The sequence below is a fragment of the Wolbachia endosymbiont of Cantharis cryptica genome, from assembly GCF_964277405.1.
GTDB lineage: Bacteria > Pseudomonadota > Alphaproteobacteria > Rickettsiales > Anaplasmataceae > Wolbachia.
Genome location: NZ_OZ195521.1, coordinates 590426 through 607962 on the forward strand (window position 1 = coordinate 590426; position 17537 = coordinate 607962).

13 protein-coding genes and 2 pseudogenes are annotated in these 17537 nt (G+C 36.4%); 7 read left to right on the plus strand and 8 right to left on the minus strand.

Features of this window, described 5'->3' with window-relative positions; translation table 11 throughout:
• Nucleotides 1-262: 262 nt before the first annotated feature.
• The 7 genes from ACICP6_RS02820 to ACICP6_RS02850 all read right to left on the minus strand — a co-directional run bounded on the left by ACICP6_RS02820 (nt 263) and on the right by ACICP6_RS02850 (nt 8933).
• Nucleotides 263-388 (minus strand): hypothetical protein, encoded by a 126-nt coding sequence (locus ACICP6_RS02820; protein ID WP_395463529.1) that lies wholly within the window; start codon nt 386-388, stop codon nt 263-265.
• Nucleotides 389-455: 67 nt separating this feature from the next.
• A complete protein-coding gene (locus ACICP6_RS02825; protein ID WP_395463530.1) occupies nt 456-1511 on the minus strand; it encodes an ankyrin repeat domain-containing protein in 1056 nt (351 codons plus the stop codon).
• 56 nt (nt 1512-1567) lie between these two features.
• Nucleotides 1568-3274 (minus strand): arginine--tRNA ligase, encoded by a 1707-nt coding sequence (gene argS / locus ACICP6_RS02830; protein WP_395463531.1) that lies wholly within the window; start codon nt 3272-3274, stop codon nt 1568-1570.
• Between the two features lie 237 nt (nt 3275-3511).
• Nucleotides 3512-4330, minus strand: coding sequence for a hypothetical protein (locus tag ACICP6_RS02835; RefSeq protein ID WP_395463532.1), 819 nt, complete (start codon nt 4328-4330; stop codon nt 3512-3514).
• Between the two features lie 266 nt (nt 4331-4596).
• A complete protein-coding gene (locus tag ACICP6_RS02840) occupies nt 4597-5058 on the minus strand; it encodes a hypothetical protein (RefSeq protein ID WP_395463533.1) in 462 nt (153 codons plus the stop codon).
• A gap of 821 nt (nt 5059-5879) precedes the next feature.
• Nucleotides 5880-7580 (minus strand): ABC transporter ATP-binding protein, encoded by a 1701-nt coding sequence (locus ACICP6_RS02845; RefSeq protein ID WP_395463647.1) that lies wholly within the window; start codon nt 7578-7580, stop codon nt 5880-5882.
• 186 nt (nt 7581-7766) lie between these two features.
• On the minus strand, nt 7767-8933 hold the full coding sequence (locus tag ACICP6_RS02850) for a multidrug effflux MFS transporter (RefSeq protein ID WP_395463648.1): 1167 nt from the start codon (nt 8931-8933) through the stop codon (nt 7767-7769).
• Nucleotides 8934-9143: 210 nt separating this feature from the next.
• Between ACICP6_RS02850 and ubiE the strand changes: the two genes are divergently transcribed.
• The 6 genes and pseudogenes from ubiE to ACICP6_RS02880 all read left to right on the plus strand — a co-directional run.
• Nucleotides 9144-9842, plus strand: coding sequence for a bifunctional demethylmenaquinone methyltransferase/2-methoxy-6-polyprenyl-1,4-benzoquinol methylase UbiE (gene ubiE / locus ACICP6_RS02855; RefSeq protein ID WP_395463649.1), 699 nt, complete (start codon nt 9144-9146; stop codon nt 9840-9842).
• Nucleotides 9839-10951: an FtsW/RodA/SpoVE family cell cycle protein gene (locus ACICP6_RS02860; RefSeq protein ID WP_395463534.1), complete on the plus strand. Its 1113-nt coding sequence runs from the start codon at nt 9839-9841 to the stop codon at nt 10949-10951. Before ubiE ends, ACICP6_RS02860 begins: the two co-directional genes overlap by 4 nt.
• Before the next feature lie 838 nt (nt 10952-11789).
• Nucleotides 11790-13144, plus strand: a pseudogene (gene terL, locus ACICP6_RS02865) (phage terminase large subunit); the annotation flags it as partial.
• 331 nt (nt 13145-13475) lie between these two features.
• Nucleotides 13476-14498: a pseudouridine synthase gene (locus tag ACICP6_RS02870; protein ID WP_395463650.1), complete on the plus strand. Its 1023-nt coding sequence runs from the start codon at nt 13476-13478 to the stop codon at nt 14496-14498.
• Nucleotides 14499-14606: 108 nt separating this feature from the next.
• Nucleotides 14607-15740 (plus strand): ankyrin repeat domain-containing protein, encoded by a 1134-nt coding sequence (locus ACICP6_RS02875; RefSeq protein WP_395463535.1) that lies wholly within the window; start codon nt 14607-14609, stop codon nt 15738-15740.
• Nucleotides 15741-15820: 80 nt separating this feature from the next.
• A pseudogene (locus ACICP6_RS02880) lies at nt 15821-16069 on the plus strand (RluA family pseudouridine synthase); the annotation flags it as partial.
• Here ACICP6_RS02880 and pdhA read toward each other — a convergent pair.
• Entirely contained in the window at nt 16066-17034 is a 969-nt protein-coding gene (gene pdhA / locus ACICP6_RS02885; protein WP_395463536.1) for a pyruvate dehydrogenase (acetyl-transferring) E1 component subunit alpha, read from the minus strand. The pseudogene ACICP6_RS02880 and the gene pdhA sit on opposite strands and share 4 nt — an antisense overlap.
• A gap of 66 nt (nt 17035-17100) precedes the next feature.
• On the opposite strand from pdhA, the gene hemJ reads away from it, so the two are divergent.
• Nucleotides 17101-17529, plus strand: coding sequence for a protoporphyrinogen oxidase HemJ (gene hemJ, locus ACICP6_RS02890; RefSeq protein WP_395463537.1), 429 nt, complete (start codon nt 17101-17103; stop codon nt 17527-17529).
• The last annotated feature ends 8 nt before the right edge of the window (nt 17530-17537 follow it).

The window sequence follows — 17537 nt, forward strand, 5'->3', positions numbered from 1 at the left end:
AAGCGGACAATAATCACAGGGCTTCTTTTGCCTTTTTTTACTTGGTAAATTTCTTAAATATTTTCTTAAATTTTATAGCTAAACGACAACCGCTGCTTGTTAGCGGGATCTAGAGATACCGCGGCGGTATGACGTAGAGCTCGCGTTAGCTATACTTTTATGCTCACCAACTTAGCTGGATCCAAGTAGTCAAGCTACTTGGATGACAGGAGAAGGGACTACCGTGTTGCAATAACAAATTCCAGTGCTGGAATCCAGCAGATCAAGCTTTCCGCTCATCCCCAGTTATGCCTTGTTCTTCTTCCACTTCATCCACTTTAGTACTAGGTTTTGACAGCATATATGTAATACCACCAACTGCTAGTGCTGCCACCGCAACTGCAACCACTGCTATTACTATAGGTATTAACTCAACTGCAACTGAGCTGCCAGCAGTAATACTTTTATGTAAATGCTTAGTGTCTCAGTTGTTTTTCTTCTTCCTTCTTCAGAAGCTTCTTCACACTATTATCTTTAGCTAAGTCTCTTGGAGTTTTACCATCTTTATCCTTTAATAAAGGATCTGCACCTTTTGCTATTAGAGCACTTAGAACCCTTTTATGAGACCATGCTAAAGCAGCAATATGTAAAGGAGTCCATCCATTTTCATCTGCCGCTTTAATATCTGCACCATTTTCTATTAGAGCGTCTACCGCCTCTTTACAGCCTCCTTCAGCCGCTAAATGTAAAGGAGTCCAGCCACCTTTATCTGCTATATTAATATTTGCACCATTTTCTATTAGAGTGTTTACTATATTTGTATGGCCATAAAATGCAGCATCATATAAAGGAGTACTTCCATCTTCAGCTACTGCATTGACATCAGCCCCTTTTGCTATTAGAAAATCTACCACCTTTTTACAGTCTCTTTCGGCTGCAGAATGTAAAGGGGTCTGTCCACCTGTTTCTACTGCATTAACATCAGCTCCTTTTGCTATTAGAAAATCTACCACCTTTTTACAGCCTCCTTTAGCTGCCGAGTGTAAAGGAATCCTGCTAAAGCTATCTTTTACATCAACAGTTGCCCCCTTTTCTATTAGATAATTTACTACCCCTATATTACTGCGTAAAGAAGCCACATGTAAGAGAGTACATCCATATTTACCTACTGTGTTGATATTGATTCTCTCTACTTCCAACAGAGCATTTGCTATATTTCCTAGATCATTGTAGACGGCTAAGTATAATAATGTGAGACCATTATCTTTAGGTTGAGTGAATTCATTATCTTCAAAATCTTCATCTTCAAAATCTTCAAATCGAATGAGTGAACCATCTTCACATTGAATGAACACATTACTTTCAATCTCAAACAGATAATTTACATCAAAATCAGCTTCTTCCCACTTTGTATACCAATCTTTGTCTTCTGCTTTTAATTCCTCTTTTATTTTTTCAATTACATTATCCTTACTTAAATCTTCTTCCTCGTTAACTGCGCTTAATATTTTCCACCACTGCTTATCTTTCATAGCTTGACCTCTGACTTTAAATAATATTTTAACTATTATATATTATGGCAAAAAAATCAACTCATCTCTTCCAAAGGCTCTATATTGAAGATAGAAAGTCCAGAAGCAATGACGTGTGCTAAGGCTTGGACGAGAAACATTCTTGCAGCGGTGAGGTCGAGATTATCTTCCAGTATGAACCGCATGTTTAAATCATTCTTGCCATACCCCCATAAAACGTGAAACGCTTCTGCAACTTCAAGTAAGTAGAAAGTAATTCTATGTGGCTCATAAAGCCTTGCCGCTGTTTCTACCACATCTGGCCACTTTGCTAAGGTTTTTATGAGGAAGAGCTCTCCACCTGTCTTTAAAAGTGAAGGATCTGCTATTGGGAGCTCTTTTGGAGCATTACGCATTAATGAATGAGCACGGGCGTGCGCATATTGCACATAAAAAATAGGGTTGTCTTTTGATTGTTCTTTAACTTTAGCAAAATCAAAGTCCAAGACCATATCATTCTTGCGTGTTAACATTATAAAACGAGTGATATCCCTGCCAACTTCCTCCACCACATCTCTTGCTGTTAGGAAGTTTCCTGATCTTTTGGACATCTTAACAGGTTTTCCATCCTCGAAAAAATTCACAATATTATGCAATTTTATTTCTATCTCTGCTTTGTTATCACTCAGCGCAGAGACGACTGCTTTGAGCCTTTTGACATAACCACCGTGGTCACTACCAAGCTCTACGATCATATTATTAAAACCACGTGATATCTTATCAAAATGATAAGCAATATCCGAGGCAAAATAAGTCCAACTGCCGTCCTCTTTTTTTAATGCACGGTCAACATCATCACCAAATTTTGTAGAGCGAAATAGCATCTCTTTTCTGGAGGTCCAATTTTCATTTTCTTTACCCTTTGGTTTTTCCAGATATCCTTCATATACTAGACCCTTATCAGACAATATCTTTATACTCTCTTCGATTTTGCCACTTTTTTGCAGCTCATACTCTGAAGTAAAAACATCATGATTTACTCCAAGTAAGTTCATGTCTTCCTTTATCAATGCTAAGATAGAGCTTAAAGTATAGTCTCTAATCGCTTGATTATCTTGCTTTTCCAGAAGTTCCTTGCCATATTTTTTAGCTAGCCCTTCCCCTATTGGCTTTAAATATTCACCTGGGTATAAGCCTTTTTCAATACTAATCTTCTCTCCCAGAGCTTCTTTATATCGAAGATATACTGACCGAATTAGCGTATCTATCTGCGCTCCAGCATCATTAATGTAGTACTCCTTAGTGACTTTATAACCAACTTTTTTCAGTAAATTTGCCAAAACATCACCAAATACCGCTCCTCTCGCATGGCCAATATGCAGTGGACCAGTTGGGTTTGCAGATACAAATTCAACATTGACAGCCTGATTGTTTCCTATATCTAGGGTGCCAAACTCTGTTTTTAGCTCATTTATTTGTTTTAAAATTCCATGCCATACTTCTATTTTTAAGTGCATATTTATAAAACCAGGGCCTGCTATTCCCACTTTTGCAACTTCATCAAAAGGTTTAAATTCTCTTGCTAACATCCCTGCAATCTCAACAGAATTCTTCTTTTCATGCTTTGCAAGCACCATAGCAACATTTGTATAGATATCACCATGTGCTCTATTGCTTGGAGGCTCTACAATAAAATTTGCCGCACTTGTATTTATGATACCCCTTTGCTTCAACTCATTTAATTTGCTAAAAATTAAAGAGGAAACTCGTTTAAAAATGTTCATCGACTAGAAAAACCATAAAAACCTATGGCAGTATAGTGAATAAATGGGGCTAGTTGAAGAGTTATCTCATGTGACTTATACAGAAATTATTATAGAGGAAAGAGCCACCAATACCGTGTTTTTCAGACAACAGCGCAGAAGTTAAATGCGACTTGTAGAACATAGGTATGCTTACAAGGCGAACCCCTTTTTATCTTCATTCACACATTTTATCGAAATTAAACAGCTTTTTTGCAGTTAATAACAATCAAAAATATCGCAACCTAGACCAGATATTAGCGCAGGCGCAGGCTCATTCCAATCAAAGAATTTTGCATGTCCTCCGATTTTTACTACAGGTAGTCCACTTTTCCAGCCATCAGGTAGTCCACCTTTCCAACCATAAGGTATTATCACTGTATTGCCAGAATCATAGGTGTGATGCCATGCTGCATGATGATTACTGTAATATGGATCATGACAATGCTTGAAGCATAGGTTATCATGATGGTTGAAACATGGGTGCTCATCTACAGGAAATTTCCCTTTACCTCCTACATGTACTGCAGGCTTTACAGGAGGTTTTTCTACATTTACTGTAGCTTCACTTCCATTACCTGCTGTAGTTTCTGCAATAGGTTTTTCAGGAAGTTTCCCTCCACTTCCATTACCTACTGTAGTTTCTGCAGTAGGTTTTTTTACATTTACTGTAGCTCCGTTTCCATTATCTGCTGCAGTTTCTAAAGAAGTTTCTTCACTGCTTTCTTCTACTGTAGTTTCTGCAGTAGGTTCTTCTTTACTTTCATTGTCTACTGTGGTCTCTGCAGTGGGTTTTTCTTCACTTTCATTACCTGCTGTAGTTTCTAAAGAAGTTTCTTCACTGCTTTCTTCTACTGTAGTTTCTGCAGTGGGTTTTTCTTCACTTTCATTACCTGCTGTAGTTTCTAAAGAAGTTTCTTCACTGCTTTCTTCTACTGTAGTTTCTGCAGTAGGTTCTTCTTGGTTAACACCACTTGCATCCTGAATAGCTTCATTGGACAATTTGTCAGCATGTGTGTTATCAGTACTATCTAACATAGAAATCTCCTATATAATTAAAACTTTATCTCAAATTAGCAATATTAGTAGGGAAGGCAAGAAAGACCATAAATCAAGTGGGCTATAATAATGTTATAAACCAATAGACAGAGGTGCATAGTGCATATCCCTTTTTTTTGTCTTATACTCTATTTATCATATTAAGTCAATGCTATTTGTGACCTTAATATGATATCTCTCACTTTTACGCACTTTTCACATCTTTCATAACCTTCGCTACAATTACCTACAAAAATTTATTGTCCTTAAATTATCTCTGCAGCAGAATCAGCTACTGCGATAGGTTCTGAATGACCTATCGGTACTCCTTCAGCTCCTGTAACTCCTACTACCCCAGCTCCGCCCCAACCCCAATATGGTGGTACATTTAGCACTACTGTGTTACCAGAGTCGTGAGCGTGGTACCATGCTGCATCATGGTGACTATTGTGACATGGACTATTGTGACATGGATTATGATAATATTTAAGATATGGGTTATGATCACCTTGGAATGGAATGTGATGATGCTTAAAGAACGTATGAAAGTTAGGAGTATGATGATCGCCTATAAGGCAAAATTTGTGTACGGTTGTGCAATCTTTATCAAGGCAAGACTTGTTATCAGATTTATCAGGTACGAGTACTGATCTAAGATCTGAGAAATAAGGTTCACCTTTATTATGAGAATAAGCATTGTACGGTTGTGAAATTGAATAGCAAGTCATAAAAATCCTTTAAAAAATAACTATTAGATTATTATAGAATAAAATAATTAATAATTTAATAACCTTGAGATTAAAATTAGCATATCAGAGATCTTTAATTTACAACATTTCAAAATACGACTTTAATAGTGATGCAGTTAAATATATGTGCTTAAAATGACAAGATTTCAAAAAGAAACTGTAAGTCTAATCGAATTAGTTGTGTTGTTGAAATAAATTATGGTAAAACTGCTAGTAGTAAGCTTTTGCTTGTTTTATCAAGCAAAATGTGAGGCATGTGGGTATTATTTGAATAATACCCACATGTTCTTAGAAGAACATAAAGCACGTATGCTAAGGTAGCACTACATGTGTATGCAAGTTGTTTAAAAACAATCTTCTAATAAACAAGTCCTAATAAATCACAAGGATTGTGATATTGATATGCGTCATAGTAGTTATGACATGAGTTAAAATGATTATGACATGAATTAACAGCATAAGGTGTATATGCAGACGTATAAGGCGTATAAGGCGTATGCGCTGGTAAAACAGGTGCTGATAAATGAGAAGCCATGTATTGTGGTTGTTGTAAAAAACCCGGAGTATAAATCATAATGATCCTTTAAAAAATAATATTAAATTATTATAAATTAAAATAGTTAAGAATTTAATAACTTTATCTTAAAATTAGCATGTCCATCTAATTAACGACAGTATTATTTGAATTTTTTAGCCTACATGAATCTCAAAACATTGTGTTTAACTCTTAAATACACTGGAGTTTTCTTCGGTTGAACTCCTTTGAAATGTCTTCTATCACAAACAAATTTTAAAGGTGTCTACTGTATTTTCGCTAATTTTGCATACAGCCCATCTTTATTTATTAGAGAGTCATGAGTTCCTACTTCCTCTACTCTTCCATGATTAATCACTATAATCTTGTCAGTTTTGAGCGCGGTTGATAACCTGTGTGTAATCATGATCGTTGTTCTATTTTTCATTAACTTGCTCAATGCTTTTTGCACGAGGTTTTCACTTTTATAATCAAGGGCGGAGGTTGCTTCATCCAATATTAAAATCTGAGGGTTTTTGAGTATGGCTCTTGCTATTACAATGCGTTGTTTTTGTCCTTCAGAAAGTTTTAATCCTCTTTTCCCTACAAATGTATCAAATTTGTCAGGTAGCTTATCAATAAATTCCATCGCATAAGCACCAATAGCTGCTTGCCTCACTTCTTCATGCTCAGCACCCGGTTTGCCGTATAGTATATTTTCCATTATTGAGCAAGAAAATATCATGTGATCTTGTGGCACTAAACCAAACAATGATCTTAAGTTATTTAGCGCAATTGACTTAATATTATGCCCATCAATAGTGATGCTGCCTTTGTTTGGATCGTGAAAACGGAGCAGAAGCTTTAAAATGGTGCTTTTACCGCTGCCAGATGGGCCAACAATTGACACTGCCTGACCTGCCTCTATAGAGAATGATACATTATCTAATGCTGGCTTATCAGCATAAAAAAATGTTACGTCGTCAAACGAAATTCCTTTTTGAACACTATAAATTTTTATAGGATCATCGGTATTTGCTATAGAGCTTTTCATATTTTTAAGTTCAAATAAACGCTCTACTATTCCAAGACCTCGTTGTAAATCACTTATATTATCACTCAAATTATTTACAGCTCCTGCTGCAAGTGCTGAATAAAACACAAATGAAGATAGTTCTCCAATGGTTATATTATTGCTTAAGACTTCTTTAATACCAAAAAAGAGCAAAACAACTAGTGAGCCTATCACACACGTGATAACCAGAGTTACCAAAATAGCACGTAAGAATACCAATTTTACGTATGATTTCGATACTGAGTTTAAATATTCTTTAAAACAGATTTTTTCATTTTCTTCCAATACAAACGATTTGATAGTCACTATGGACCTAAAATTTTCCTCACTAAACGATGCAAGCTCACTTAATTTATCTTGAGCGAAGCGGGCATAGCTACGCACTTTTTTCCCAAGTGAAGTCATGATAATTAATAGTATAGGTATTATTGCGGCTGCATATGCAGTTAGGTGTATATTTGTATATAATAACATGGCAACACTACCGATCAATATTACAAAATTTCGTAATATGGTTAGTAAGCTGCTATTTATTATTGATTGCAGCACAGAGGTATCAGTAATTAACGCTGAGATAACATCTTGGACGCCTGTATTCTCAAAGAAACTTGGCTGCAAATCGGTAATACTGCTATATAAGTCATATCTGATTCTTGCGATAACTTTTTCGCTGCCAATTCCAATGAAATATAACCGAGTAAATGCGGTGAGAGAAATGGCTAAAACTATAAATATTGCAACTAATAGTTTGGTAGTAAAATTGTGCTCTGCACCAGAATCAATTATGTTGCTTAAGCCTCTGCCAAAAAGGAGAATCGTTAAAGCTGAAAATAAAACTGCAATAAAAGCTATGATGAAATAAGATAGATTAGGCTTTATATAGCAAAATAACTCTCTAACATTAGATCGCATCATATTTTGAAGTTTCTAAAGTTAAGTATATAGATTTTAGTTTCAGGGGAAAGGAGAAAGGTATGGCTTAGCGTACAAAGGTAGAGACACTTCTGAGATTTCTTTCCACTGCTAATCGTTCATTGTCATAACTTTACCTCTGACTTTAAATGATATTTCTAATTATCGCATATTGTAGCAAAAAAGTCAACTACTTGGATGTTTCTCAGTGTATTTGAGTAAGCTGTATATAATAACTGCAATTGTAGAGCATGCAACTGTTAACAGTAAATTTGACAAAATACCGTAGGAAAAGAATTTTCCTACTATATATATTCCGATAGCCCCGAACATCATATTGCAGAATGATAAGACTGCACTACCAAGCCCTATACTTTTCATTGTTTCTAACGCAGAAGTTACGTTGTTGCTTATTACTAATGCAAGACCTATATTGCTTGGAATCCAAACAACTTGAAGAATAAGTATATTCAACTTGTTTATGAAATAAAAATATACCAATAAACCATCAGATATTATCGGTAATACCAAACCTATTATTAGCATCTTGCTCACCCCTATTTTTGGTACATACCTTCTATTAATTAAAGTTCCAATTATATAAAATACGACTATGATTGATATGAGATAGCCGAAGTACTGTACTTCAATGCCCATCGATTCAAATATGAAGGGATAGTTAGCAATATATGCCCAAAGCCACATGAAAGTTAATCCGTGAATAGCTGAAAACCCAAGGAAACGATAGTTTTGAAATATTAATATATATTGTTTGAAAATATTAATAACCACGCTAGTTATGCTAATTTCATTTTTTTTGACAGTGAGAGTTTCCTGTAACTTAAAGTATATAAAAATGAGCATAATAATTGCTGCTAATGATATAATAAAGAACAAAAATTTCCAATTATAACCATGTGAAATTATATAACTGCCTACCACTGGAGCTATCCCAGGTGAAAGCGCTACTACCATATTTAATTTTGAAATCACTTTTGAGTATTCACTACCTGAATACATATCCCTTATTGCTGCATACCCAACGACGCCTGCAACACCAGCCCCCATTCCTTGTATAAAGCGAATTAATATTAAAAGTGTAATATCATCAGCTATGCAACATATAATACTTGCAAAAGTAAAGATTGCCATACCGACTATCATTATTGGACGCCTACCATAATGGTCCGATAGTGGACCATAAATTAATCCGGATATCGCAAATCCAACTAAATTCAAGCTAATTGTAAGCTGCACTACATTGCCTTCTACTTTAAAATGATTGGCAATGCTTGGTAGTGCAACTGAGTATAAGTCAGTCGCCATATCAGCGATTGCCACAGAAAATATCATAATAAGAGAGATAATATTTTGTGAAAGAGCTGTTGTCACTTAACGATTTACCGGATCAGATAGGTTTAATTATAATGTATTTTGTTTGTGAGTATATATCTAACTTCTCAAGCTTATTATTTTATCTATGGCTGCAGAAGATTCTATTAAAAGGCCTATTAGAATTTCATAAAATTGTTGTATAGTGTAGTGGTTAATACAATAGGTAGCATGGATAAATCGCAATTAGTTAAAGAGGTATTCGATTCCGTGGCAAGTCGCTACGACATTATGAATGATATAATGAGCCTAGGAGTACACAGGTTATGGAAGGATAAGATGGTAAATAGCGTGCATTTTACAAAGAACTCTAAGGTTTTAGATGTTGCTGGAGGAACTGGAGATATAGCAATACGAATAGTGAAAAAAGAACCAAGTGCTCAGGTTACAGTATGTGATATAAACCAAAACATGCTGAACAAAGGACGTGATAAAGCTATAAATTCAAATCAGCTAAATCTTGATTGGGTATGTGCGAATGCAGAAAATTTACCATTTAAAGACTCCGAATTTGATTATTGTACAATAGCTTTTGGTATTCGAAATGTTTCTGATCGCAAGAAGGCTTTGAGTGAAATGCATAGGGTATTAAAACCAAATGGGAAATTTATTTGCTTAGAATTTGCTCCCATGCACTATCAAAATGAAATATTTACCAAATTTTATGATTTATATTCATTTAAAGTAATTCCTAAAGTCGGTGGCATAGTTGCTAAAGACAAGAGTTCTTATGAATATTTAGTAAAAAGCATCAGAGAGTTTCCAACTCAGTCTGATTTTAAAATGGCAATTGAAGAGGTAGGCTTTAAGAATGTTGAGTTTCATAATATGAGCTATGGAATAGTGGCATTACACATTGGAACAAAATGAATATAAAACTCTGGTATAGAACGCTGGATTATTATCTCATCCTTCCAGTGTTTTTTTTGCTCACTATAAGCTTCATTCTTGTTTATTCAGCAAGCCCTGTAATTGCGCAGCGTCTTTCTTTACCACAAGATTATTTTATACGGCGCCATACAATCTATATAATTCTGTCACTGATTACCTTAGTAACATTTTCTTTTCTCAATACAAAAACCATACTTAATCTCTCCTTTGCAAGTTTCACTTTATTTATTATTCTAATGGCAGTTGTGATAATGCTTGGTATAGAGGCAAAAGGTGCGAAACGATGGTTACATATTGTCAAAATTTCAGTTCAACCATCTGAGTTCGTAAGGCCATTTTTTTCTGTTGTTATAGCTAGTATCTTGGCTAGCAGAATGAAGTTCAGAATGTACATATCAATTATAATATTTCTGTTAGTTTTTGTGTTGTTACTTTTGCAACCAGACTTTAGTATGTCTGTGCTCTTAACATACTCTTTTACTGGTCAAATGTTTATTGCATGTACACCATTTTTATACTTTCTATGCATAGTAGGAATAGTCACAACTGGAATTACAACGGCTTACTTATTTCTCCCGCATATAGAGCAAAGGATTTATAATTTTCTCTTTTTTACGCAGCGCGATAACTTTCAAGTTACAAAATCATTAGAAGCATTCAAAAGAGGCCAATTAACCGGAGTTGGGCCTGGCGAAGGTAGCGTAAAAACCTCTCTTCCTGATTGTCATACAGATTTTGTATTTTCTGTTTTAGCAGAAGAATTTGGTTTGATTATGTGCTTAGCCACATTGGCGTTATTTGGCATCATCTCTGCTCGCTTGCTTTATGTTGCATATAGAGAAAGTGAATTGTTCAATTTGCTGGTAATTCTCGGTATCTCAATTCAATTTATCACACAATTCATAATAAACGTGGGGGTAACGTTGAGTGTTTTTCCCACCACCGGCATAACTCTGCCATTACTTAGCTATGGTGGCTCTTCTCTTTTATCTTCGAGCATTGCACTTGGCATAATGCTGTCCTTTAGTAGAAATCAAGCCATTGCATTAAATCTTCGTGAGCGTATTACTCTTGGAAGGTATATATAGCTAACCCATTAGGGTTGCCTAATGTTATATTGCTATTTAGTTTACAACTGTAGAACGTTGTAATAATAGATATCATCCAACTGGCATAAAAACTCCTTGACAAACTCCGCCAGTCCTCTTATCATAGTACTGAAGCTATTTATTTATCTTCGCAATCTGTGCAGGTTAATGACAAAAAACTTAGGGTAATTGGCGTCTCATGTTTAATTTTTCGCACTACGTGCACCGCATGTCTTTATAAAACTTCTGGGTTTTTACCTATATAAGCTGGAACGCGCTTATAAAGCGTTCAAGACATCAAAAAACGTCAAATTGACAAGGGAGAATTTGAATGCTAGCTACCGCGGGTTTTCTTTGTCTTTTTTCCTGCTTAGTAAATTTCTTAAACACTTGCGATGTAGGTTAGCTGCAAATTAAAAGTGGCTAAATCGCTCTTAATCAAGCGTTTTAGAATAAAAAGAACGCCGATATTTTAGTACATGGTAAATAGCCAACCACCACGGGGCTTCTTTTGCCTTTTTTTTGCTTGGTAAATTTCTTAAATACTTTCTTAAATTTTATAGCTAAACGACAACCGCTGCTTGTTAGCAGGATCTAGAGATACCATGACGGTATGACCCGCTACGCGTTAGCGCCGCGGCGGTATGACGTAGCTTGCTTGGTTAGCTATAGATCCCAGTGTCACGCACTGGGATGACAAAAAAAGAGCACTGGGATGACAAGAGAAGGAGGCTACTCGGATGACACCCTCTTGGATGGAAACCAGTGTCAGCATGACACCATTTGTTGTGTGAATTACCTTCAAAAATATACGCTTCAACCACATTCACTTAAATATATGGGCAAAATCAACTTTTTAGAATTCATCGAATTATGCTTTCAAACGGTGGTACCGGGATGTGAGTATAATAATTATCGGTACATAAAAGTCATAGCAGACAGGCTAGAAGCAGCGAGTACTGGTGAAGTGAGACGCATAATATTCAATATGCCTCCGCGTTCAATGAAGTCCCTGTGCGCTAGTGTTGCATGGCCCGCATGGATACTGGGCAACTGCAAGAATAATAGTTGCAATCGGCTGCTCAGCGAAAAGCACTCGCTCGATACAAGGTGTATAATGCAGTCTAGTTGGTACAGAGGGCTATTTCCAGAGATCCAAAGATCAGAATACCAAATATAAATTTCAAACAGTGCAGAGAGGATACAGAATCGCAACGTCCGTTGGAGACAGGCGAAGGTGATCATCGTCCCGCTCAAGCTTTGAGTAGAAAGCGTGCCACAAACTGGTTCGATCAGACTTTAGTAACCAGGCTCAACGATAGAAAAAAAGGAGCTTGTGATGCACAGGCTGCATCAGGAAGATTTAACTGAGCATCTTCTCTCCAAACCAAAAAATATATGGCATCATATTTGTTTACCAATAATAGCTGAAAATAAAGAGATTACTTATTCAATCAAAAAGCCAGCACCTCCTGTTCCTGTCACCCGAATAGCTCGGTCAACTATAAATGAGTACACCAGCAATAAAACAGCATTACCTGCAAAAATACTATACTTAAGAAAAGAAGGTCAGTTGCTATATCACCTAGATGGAGGAAAAGAAGAAGTTGAGATGATGAAGGTTGAACTTGGGAGTTACGCTTTTGCTGCGCAATATCAACAAAATCCTCTGCCGCTTTCAAGTGAAACGAGAGTGGCTGAAGCGCTATAGAAATTTTCCTGATAATCTCTCATTTGTAACACAAAGTTGGGATACTGCGGTTTCAACAAGCGACATGAGTAACTTTAGCGTCTGCACTACCTGGGCAAAATAAATTCTATTTACTTGACGTATATCGTGCAAAGCTTGAGTACCCGAAACTTAAAGAGCAACCTAGCTGCAAGATGGTCACCGCACGCGATTTTGATCGAAGCAAAAACAAGTGGTCAGCAGTTGGTGCAAGAGCTGAAGGCAAACAGTCATTTGCCCATTGTCGAAATAGTGCCACATAGCTCACTCGATTTCATCAGATTGCTCCAATTATAGAGTCTGGTAGGGTTGTTTTGCCGCACCAAGCAATATGGCTCAATGATTTTGAGCATGAGATTTTGATGTTCCCAGAAATTCGCCACGATGATCAAGTCGACAGCACCGTGCAATACCTGCAGTGGATGAGAAACAGTATCTCAAGGGTTGCAGCTATACGAACATTGTCTACCGGATCCAAAACGACAAATTCGTCATTCCGCTGCTTGTTAGCGGGATCTAGAGATACCATGACGGTATGACCCGCTGCTTGTTAGCGCCGCGGCGGTATGACGTAGCTTGCTTGGTTAGCTATAGATCCCAGTGTCACGCACTGGGATGACAAAAGAAAGGAGCACTGGGATGACAAGAGAAGGAGGCTACTCGGATGACGAGAAAGAGGCTATTTGGATAACAAGAAGAGGCTAATTGCTTCTCGTAGGCCTATGTGCGTATAGTTATGTGCTGGAATGACACTAACAATTGATATTTTACTAGATGTTCGTTATAAACAATGGAATGCCCCAAAGTATTAAAACCATATCAGTAGAAGATACTAACGTTAGGTTGGATAGATACATCAGAAGAATCTTTCCAGACCTGAGGCAATCTGTCATTGAAAAATCTTTAAGAACAGGGCTAATCAAAGTTGATGATTGCAAAGCTAAGTCCAGTGATAGAGTAAATTCTGGGCAAATTATAACAGTGAAAAATCTAGACTATATTGAAAACACTAATTCTGACCGCAAATATAATGAAAGGTTGGTAGATCTGCTAAGAGAGAATATATTATATGAAGATGAATATATTCTAGCTATAAACAAACCTGCAGGAGTAATTGTTCAAGGTGGCGTAAAGATAAAAATTAGCGTTAGTGATTTGCTTGACCAAATAAGAGAGGGAGAAACATTTAAAATCGTTCATAGGCTGGATCGAGATACTAGCGGAGTGATAATATTCGCACGTAATGCTAGTGTTGCAAGATATCTTATGGAAGAATTTAAAGGACGAAGAGTTAAAAAAACTTATTTAGCATTAACTTCTGGTATACCAAGCAAGGATAGTGGAATAATAGACTATCCATTGATGAAAAAATATGTTTCAGGTCAAGAAAAGGTAGTAGTTGATGAAAACTCACCTCAGAATGCCACTACGCATTTTTCAATTATAGCAAAATTCAAACTCAATAAACCTCTTATACAACACCCCGTCATCCAAGTAGCTGACACTGGGATCCAGAAAAAAAGAAATATAGATTCCAGCGTCACGCGCTGGAATGACACCAAATTGGTTGCTTATTTAAAATTACAACCAATTACTGGCAGAACTCACCAATTACGTGCACATTTGGCTCATATAAATTGCCCTATTCTTGGCGATGGAAAATATGGTGGCAAAGGAGCGTTTATTGATGGAATAGCAAATAAAATGCACCTACATTCGTATTCTTTATCTTTAAAATTGCCAAATAATAAGGATATTACTATTGGTGCCCCACTTCCTGAGCATATTGTGGAGTCTGTTAAAGTTCTGAGCCTATAAGCTTCAGAGCTTGCTATCTTTAATATAGAGCATCTTGACGAAATGAGTTGACTTTTTTATCAAAATATATAATAATTAAACTAGGTATTTTAGGTTAGAGGTGAAATTATGACAATGAATTATGAACAGTGGGAAGAAATATTAGGTGCAGTTGATGAGGAGTGGGATTTAAATGGAAGTAACGTAACTGACAAAATAAAAAAGGAATTAAAGAAATATCCAGAAGAATATAAAAAATTGGAAGAAGCTGGTGTAAATTACCGGTTTGAAGTAGGAGTGCTTTATAGTAAAGACACAAGGCTGGTAGCAGGTTTAGGTATAAAAATTTTCAAGCACACATTATTGGATTTAGCTGCTAAAAATGGCTATAGCAAGTTAGTAAAGAATTTACTAGAGGTAGAAGAAGTAGATTTTAATGCAGCAGATAAGGATGGATGGACTCCTTTACATTGGGCTGCTAACAACGGCCATGCGGAGGTAGTATACACTTTATTAGACAAAGGAGCAAATGTTAACGCAATGGTTGCCGGATATGGGTGGACTCCTTTACATTGGGCTGCCCACAATAGCCATATACAGGTAGTTAATATTTTAATAGGAGCAGGAGCAAATGTTAAAGTAATAAATAACAATGGAGAGACTCCTTTACACCTTGCTGCTGTGCAATATAATGAAGAAGTTATAAATGCTTTAGTAAAAGAAGGTGCAGATGTTAACGCAGTAAATAAGGATGGTGAGACTCCTTTACACTTTGCTGCTACGGGTTGCTTAAGTGAACATATTTTAAGTGCCCTAATAAAAAATGGAGCAAACGTTAATTTAGCAGATAAAAATGGAAGGACTCCATTACATGCTGCAGCTCTAGGCTGTTTCAATACAGGGGTAATAGATGTCTTAATAAAAAATGGAGCAGATCCTTCATTAAAGGATAAAGATGGTAAAACTCCAATAGATCTTAATACAGATGGGTACATAATAGAGTTTTTAGAGAAAAAGGCAATGAAAAAAGGGGTTTTTTATGGTGGTTCAACCGCATTATTAGGTACTGCAATAGCAGCAGTACTCTTTACAATTGGAGCATTTGAAGTTGGGTTGATGCCTATAATAGTAGCAGTGGTTGCAATCGCAACAGCAGCACTAGCGGTTGGTGGTATTACATATATGATATCAAAGCCTAGTACTAAAGTAGAAGAACAGAATGCAGAGAAAACTGCATATGAAAGCGGCTTGCCTGCAAAGTAATTCTTGTACCAAAGTGCGTGACGCTTGGATCTAGTTATTATCTGGATTCCAGCGTCACGCGCTGGAATGACACCAAATTGGTTGCTTATTTAAAATTACAACCAATTACTGGCAGAACTCACCAATTACGTGCACATTTAGCCCATATAAATTGCCCTATTCTTGGCGATGGAAAATATGGTGGCAAAGGAGCGTTTATTGATGGAATAGCAAATAAAATGCACCTACATTCGTATTCTTTATCTTTAAAATTGCCAAATAATAAGGATATTACTATTGATGCCCCACTTCCTGAGCATATTGAGCAGTCTATTAAAACACTTAGCTAACAAACATCAGTATACAGCTCATCAACGCTTGGTTCTTTACTATTCTTGGCAAAATCTTCTGACTTTTTCACTGAATCACGTATTTCTTTATCAATTGCTTTGCATTCTTCCTCTGAAGCAATTTTATTATCTGTCATATACTTCTTTAAAGTGCTTATAGGGTCGTGATTTTGTTTCATATCTTCAACTTCTTCTTTCGAACGATAAGTGGCAGGGTCTGACATTGAGTGACCGCGATATCGATATGTCTTCATTTCAAGCAGGACAGGCCCTTTTCCGCTACGTGCGTGCTCAACTGCTTCGCTTGTAGCCGCGTAAACAGAGAAAAAATCCATTCCATCAACTTGCTTTCCAGAAATACCAAAACCTTCTCCTCTTTTATATAGCTCAGTTACTAAAGTTGACCTTTGCACAGAGGTTCCCATTGCATATTCGTTATTTTCTATGATATAAACCACAGGCAACTTCCACAAAGATGCCATATTAAACGATTCATATACTTGCCCTTGATTTGCAGCACCGTCACCAAAATACGTAAATACCACGTTGTCTTTTTTCTTATATTTATTAGCAAATGCTATTCCCGTGCCGATAGGAACTTGTGCACCCACTATTCCATGTCCACCAAAGAATTTTTTTTCAACATCAAATATATGCATTGAACCGCCTTTACCTTTTGAGCATCCTGTTTCTTTGCCCGTCAGCTCCGCCATTACAACATTCGGATCAGAATCACATGCAAGCATCAAACCATGGTCTCTATAACTTGTGATAAAAGCATCACCAGACTTTGATGCAGCTTGAGTCCCAACTGCAACTGCTTCTTGCCCTATTGATAAGTGACAAAAACCACCTATTAACCCCATTCCATACAATTGTCCTGATTTTTCTTCAAATCTACGTATGAGTAGCATTTTCCTGTAGAACCCAATCACCTGTTCTTTAGTGAAATTTTCTGCTTTCATATTGATTTCTTTTTCATTAAACTAAGATAATATCAGAAATTTTTAACATTTTGTAACAATATCTGCATGGATTATTACCACTGGCTCGAGGCTTTTCACATTATCTCTGTCATTATGTGGATGGCAGGTATGCTTTATTTACCCAGGCTTTATGTCTACCACGCAGCTGTAAAACCAGGATCAGAAAACGACAGTTTACTTCAAATAATGGAGAAAAGACTTTTAAGATATATCATAAACCCTGCAATGCTTTTCTCACTTGGTCTTGGAATTACATTAATGTTTATTAGGGAAGCATATCGCGAAGGGTGGTTTCATGTAAAAGCATTTGCAATAGTTTTGATGCTGATTATTCATATGTTGCTTGCGAAATATAGGAAAAATTTTGCAATAGGCTCGAACAAGAAGTCACATGTTTATTTCCGCGTTTTAAATGAGTTAGTCACAGTATTGATAATAATCATAGTTATTATGGTTGTTGTGAAACCTTTTTGAACTTTGTA

Excerpts from the sequence above, each read along its gene's own strand:
- ACICP6_RS02825 (WP_395463530.1), bottom strand. The coding sequence starts at position 1,511 with ATGAAAGATAAGCAGTGGTGGAAAATATTAAGCGCAGTTAACGAGGAA.
- argS (WP_395463531.1), bottom strand. The coding sequence starts at position 3,274 with ATGAACATTTTTAAACGAGTTTCCTCTTTAATTTTTAGCAAATTAAAT.
- ACICP6_RS02835 (WP_395463532.1), bottom strand. The coding sequence starts at position 4,330 with ATGTTAGATAGTACTGATAACACACATGCTGACAAATTGTCCAATGAA.
- ACICP6_RS02840 (WP_395463533.1), bottom strand. The coding sequence starts at position 5,058 with ATGACTTGCTATTCAATTTCACAACCGTACAATGCTTATTCTCATAAT.
- ACICP6_RS02845 (WP_395463647.1), bottom strand. The coding sequence starts at position 7,580 with ATGCGATCTAATGTTAGAGAGTTATTTTGCTATATAAAGCCTAATCTA.
- ACICP6_RS02850 (WP_395463648.1), bottom strand. The coding sequence starts at position 8,933 with ATGATATTTTCTGTGGCAATCGCTGATATGGCGACTGACTTATACTCA.
- ubiE (WP_395463649.1), top strand. The coding sequence starts at position 9,144 with ATGGATAAATCGCAATTAGTTAAAGAGGTATTCGATTCCGTGGCAAGT.
- ACICP6_RS02860 (WP_395463534.1), top strand. The coding sequence starts at position 9,839 with ATGAATATAAAACTCTGGTATAGAACGCTGGATTATTATCTCATCCTT.
- ACICP6_RS02870 (WP_395463650.1), top strand. The coding sequence starts at position 13,476 with ATGCCCCAAAGTATTAAAACCATATCAGTAGAAGATACTAACGTTAGG.
- ACICP6_RS02875 (WP_395463535.1), top strand. The coding sequence starts at position 14,607 with ATGACAATGAATTATGAACAGTGGGAAGAAATATTAGGTGCAGTTGAT.
- pdhA (WP_395463536.1), bottom strand. The coding sequence starts at position 17,034 with ATGAAAGCAGAAAATTTCACTAAAGAACAGGTGATTGGGTTCTACAGG.
- hemJ (WP_395463537.1), top strand. The coding sequence starts at position 17,101 with ATGGATTATTACCACTGGCTCGAGGCTTTTCACATTATCTCTGTCATT.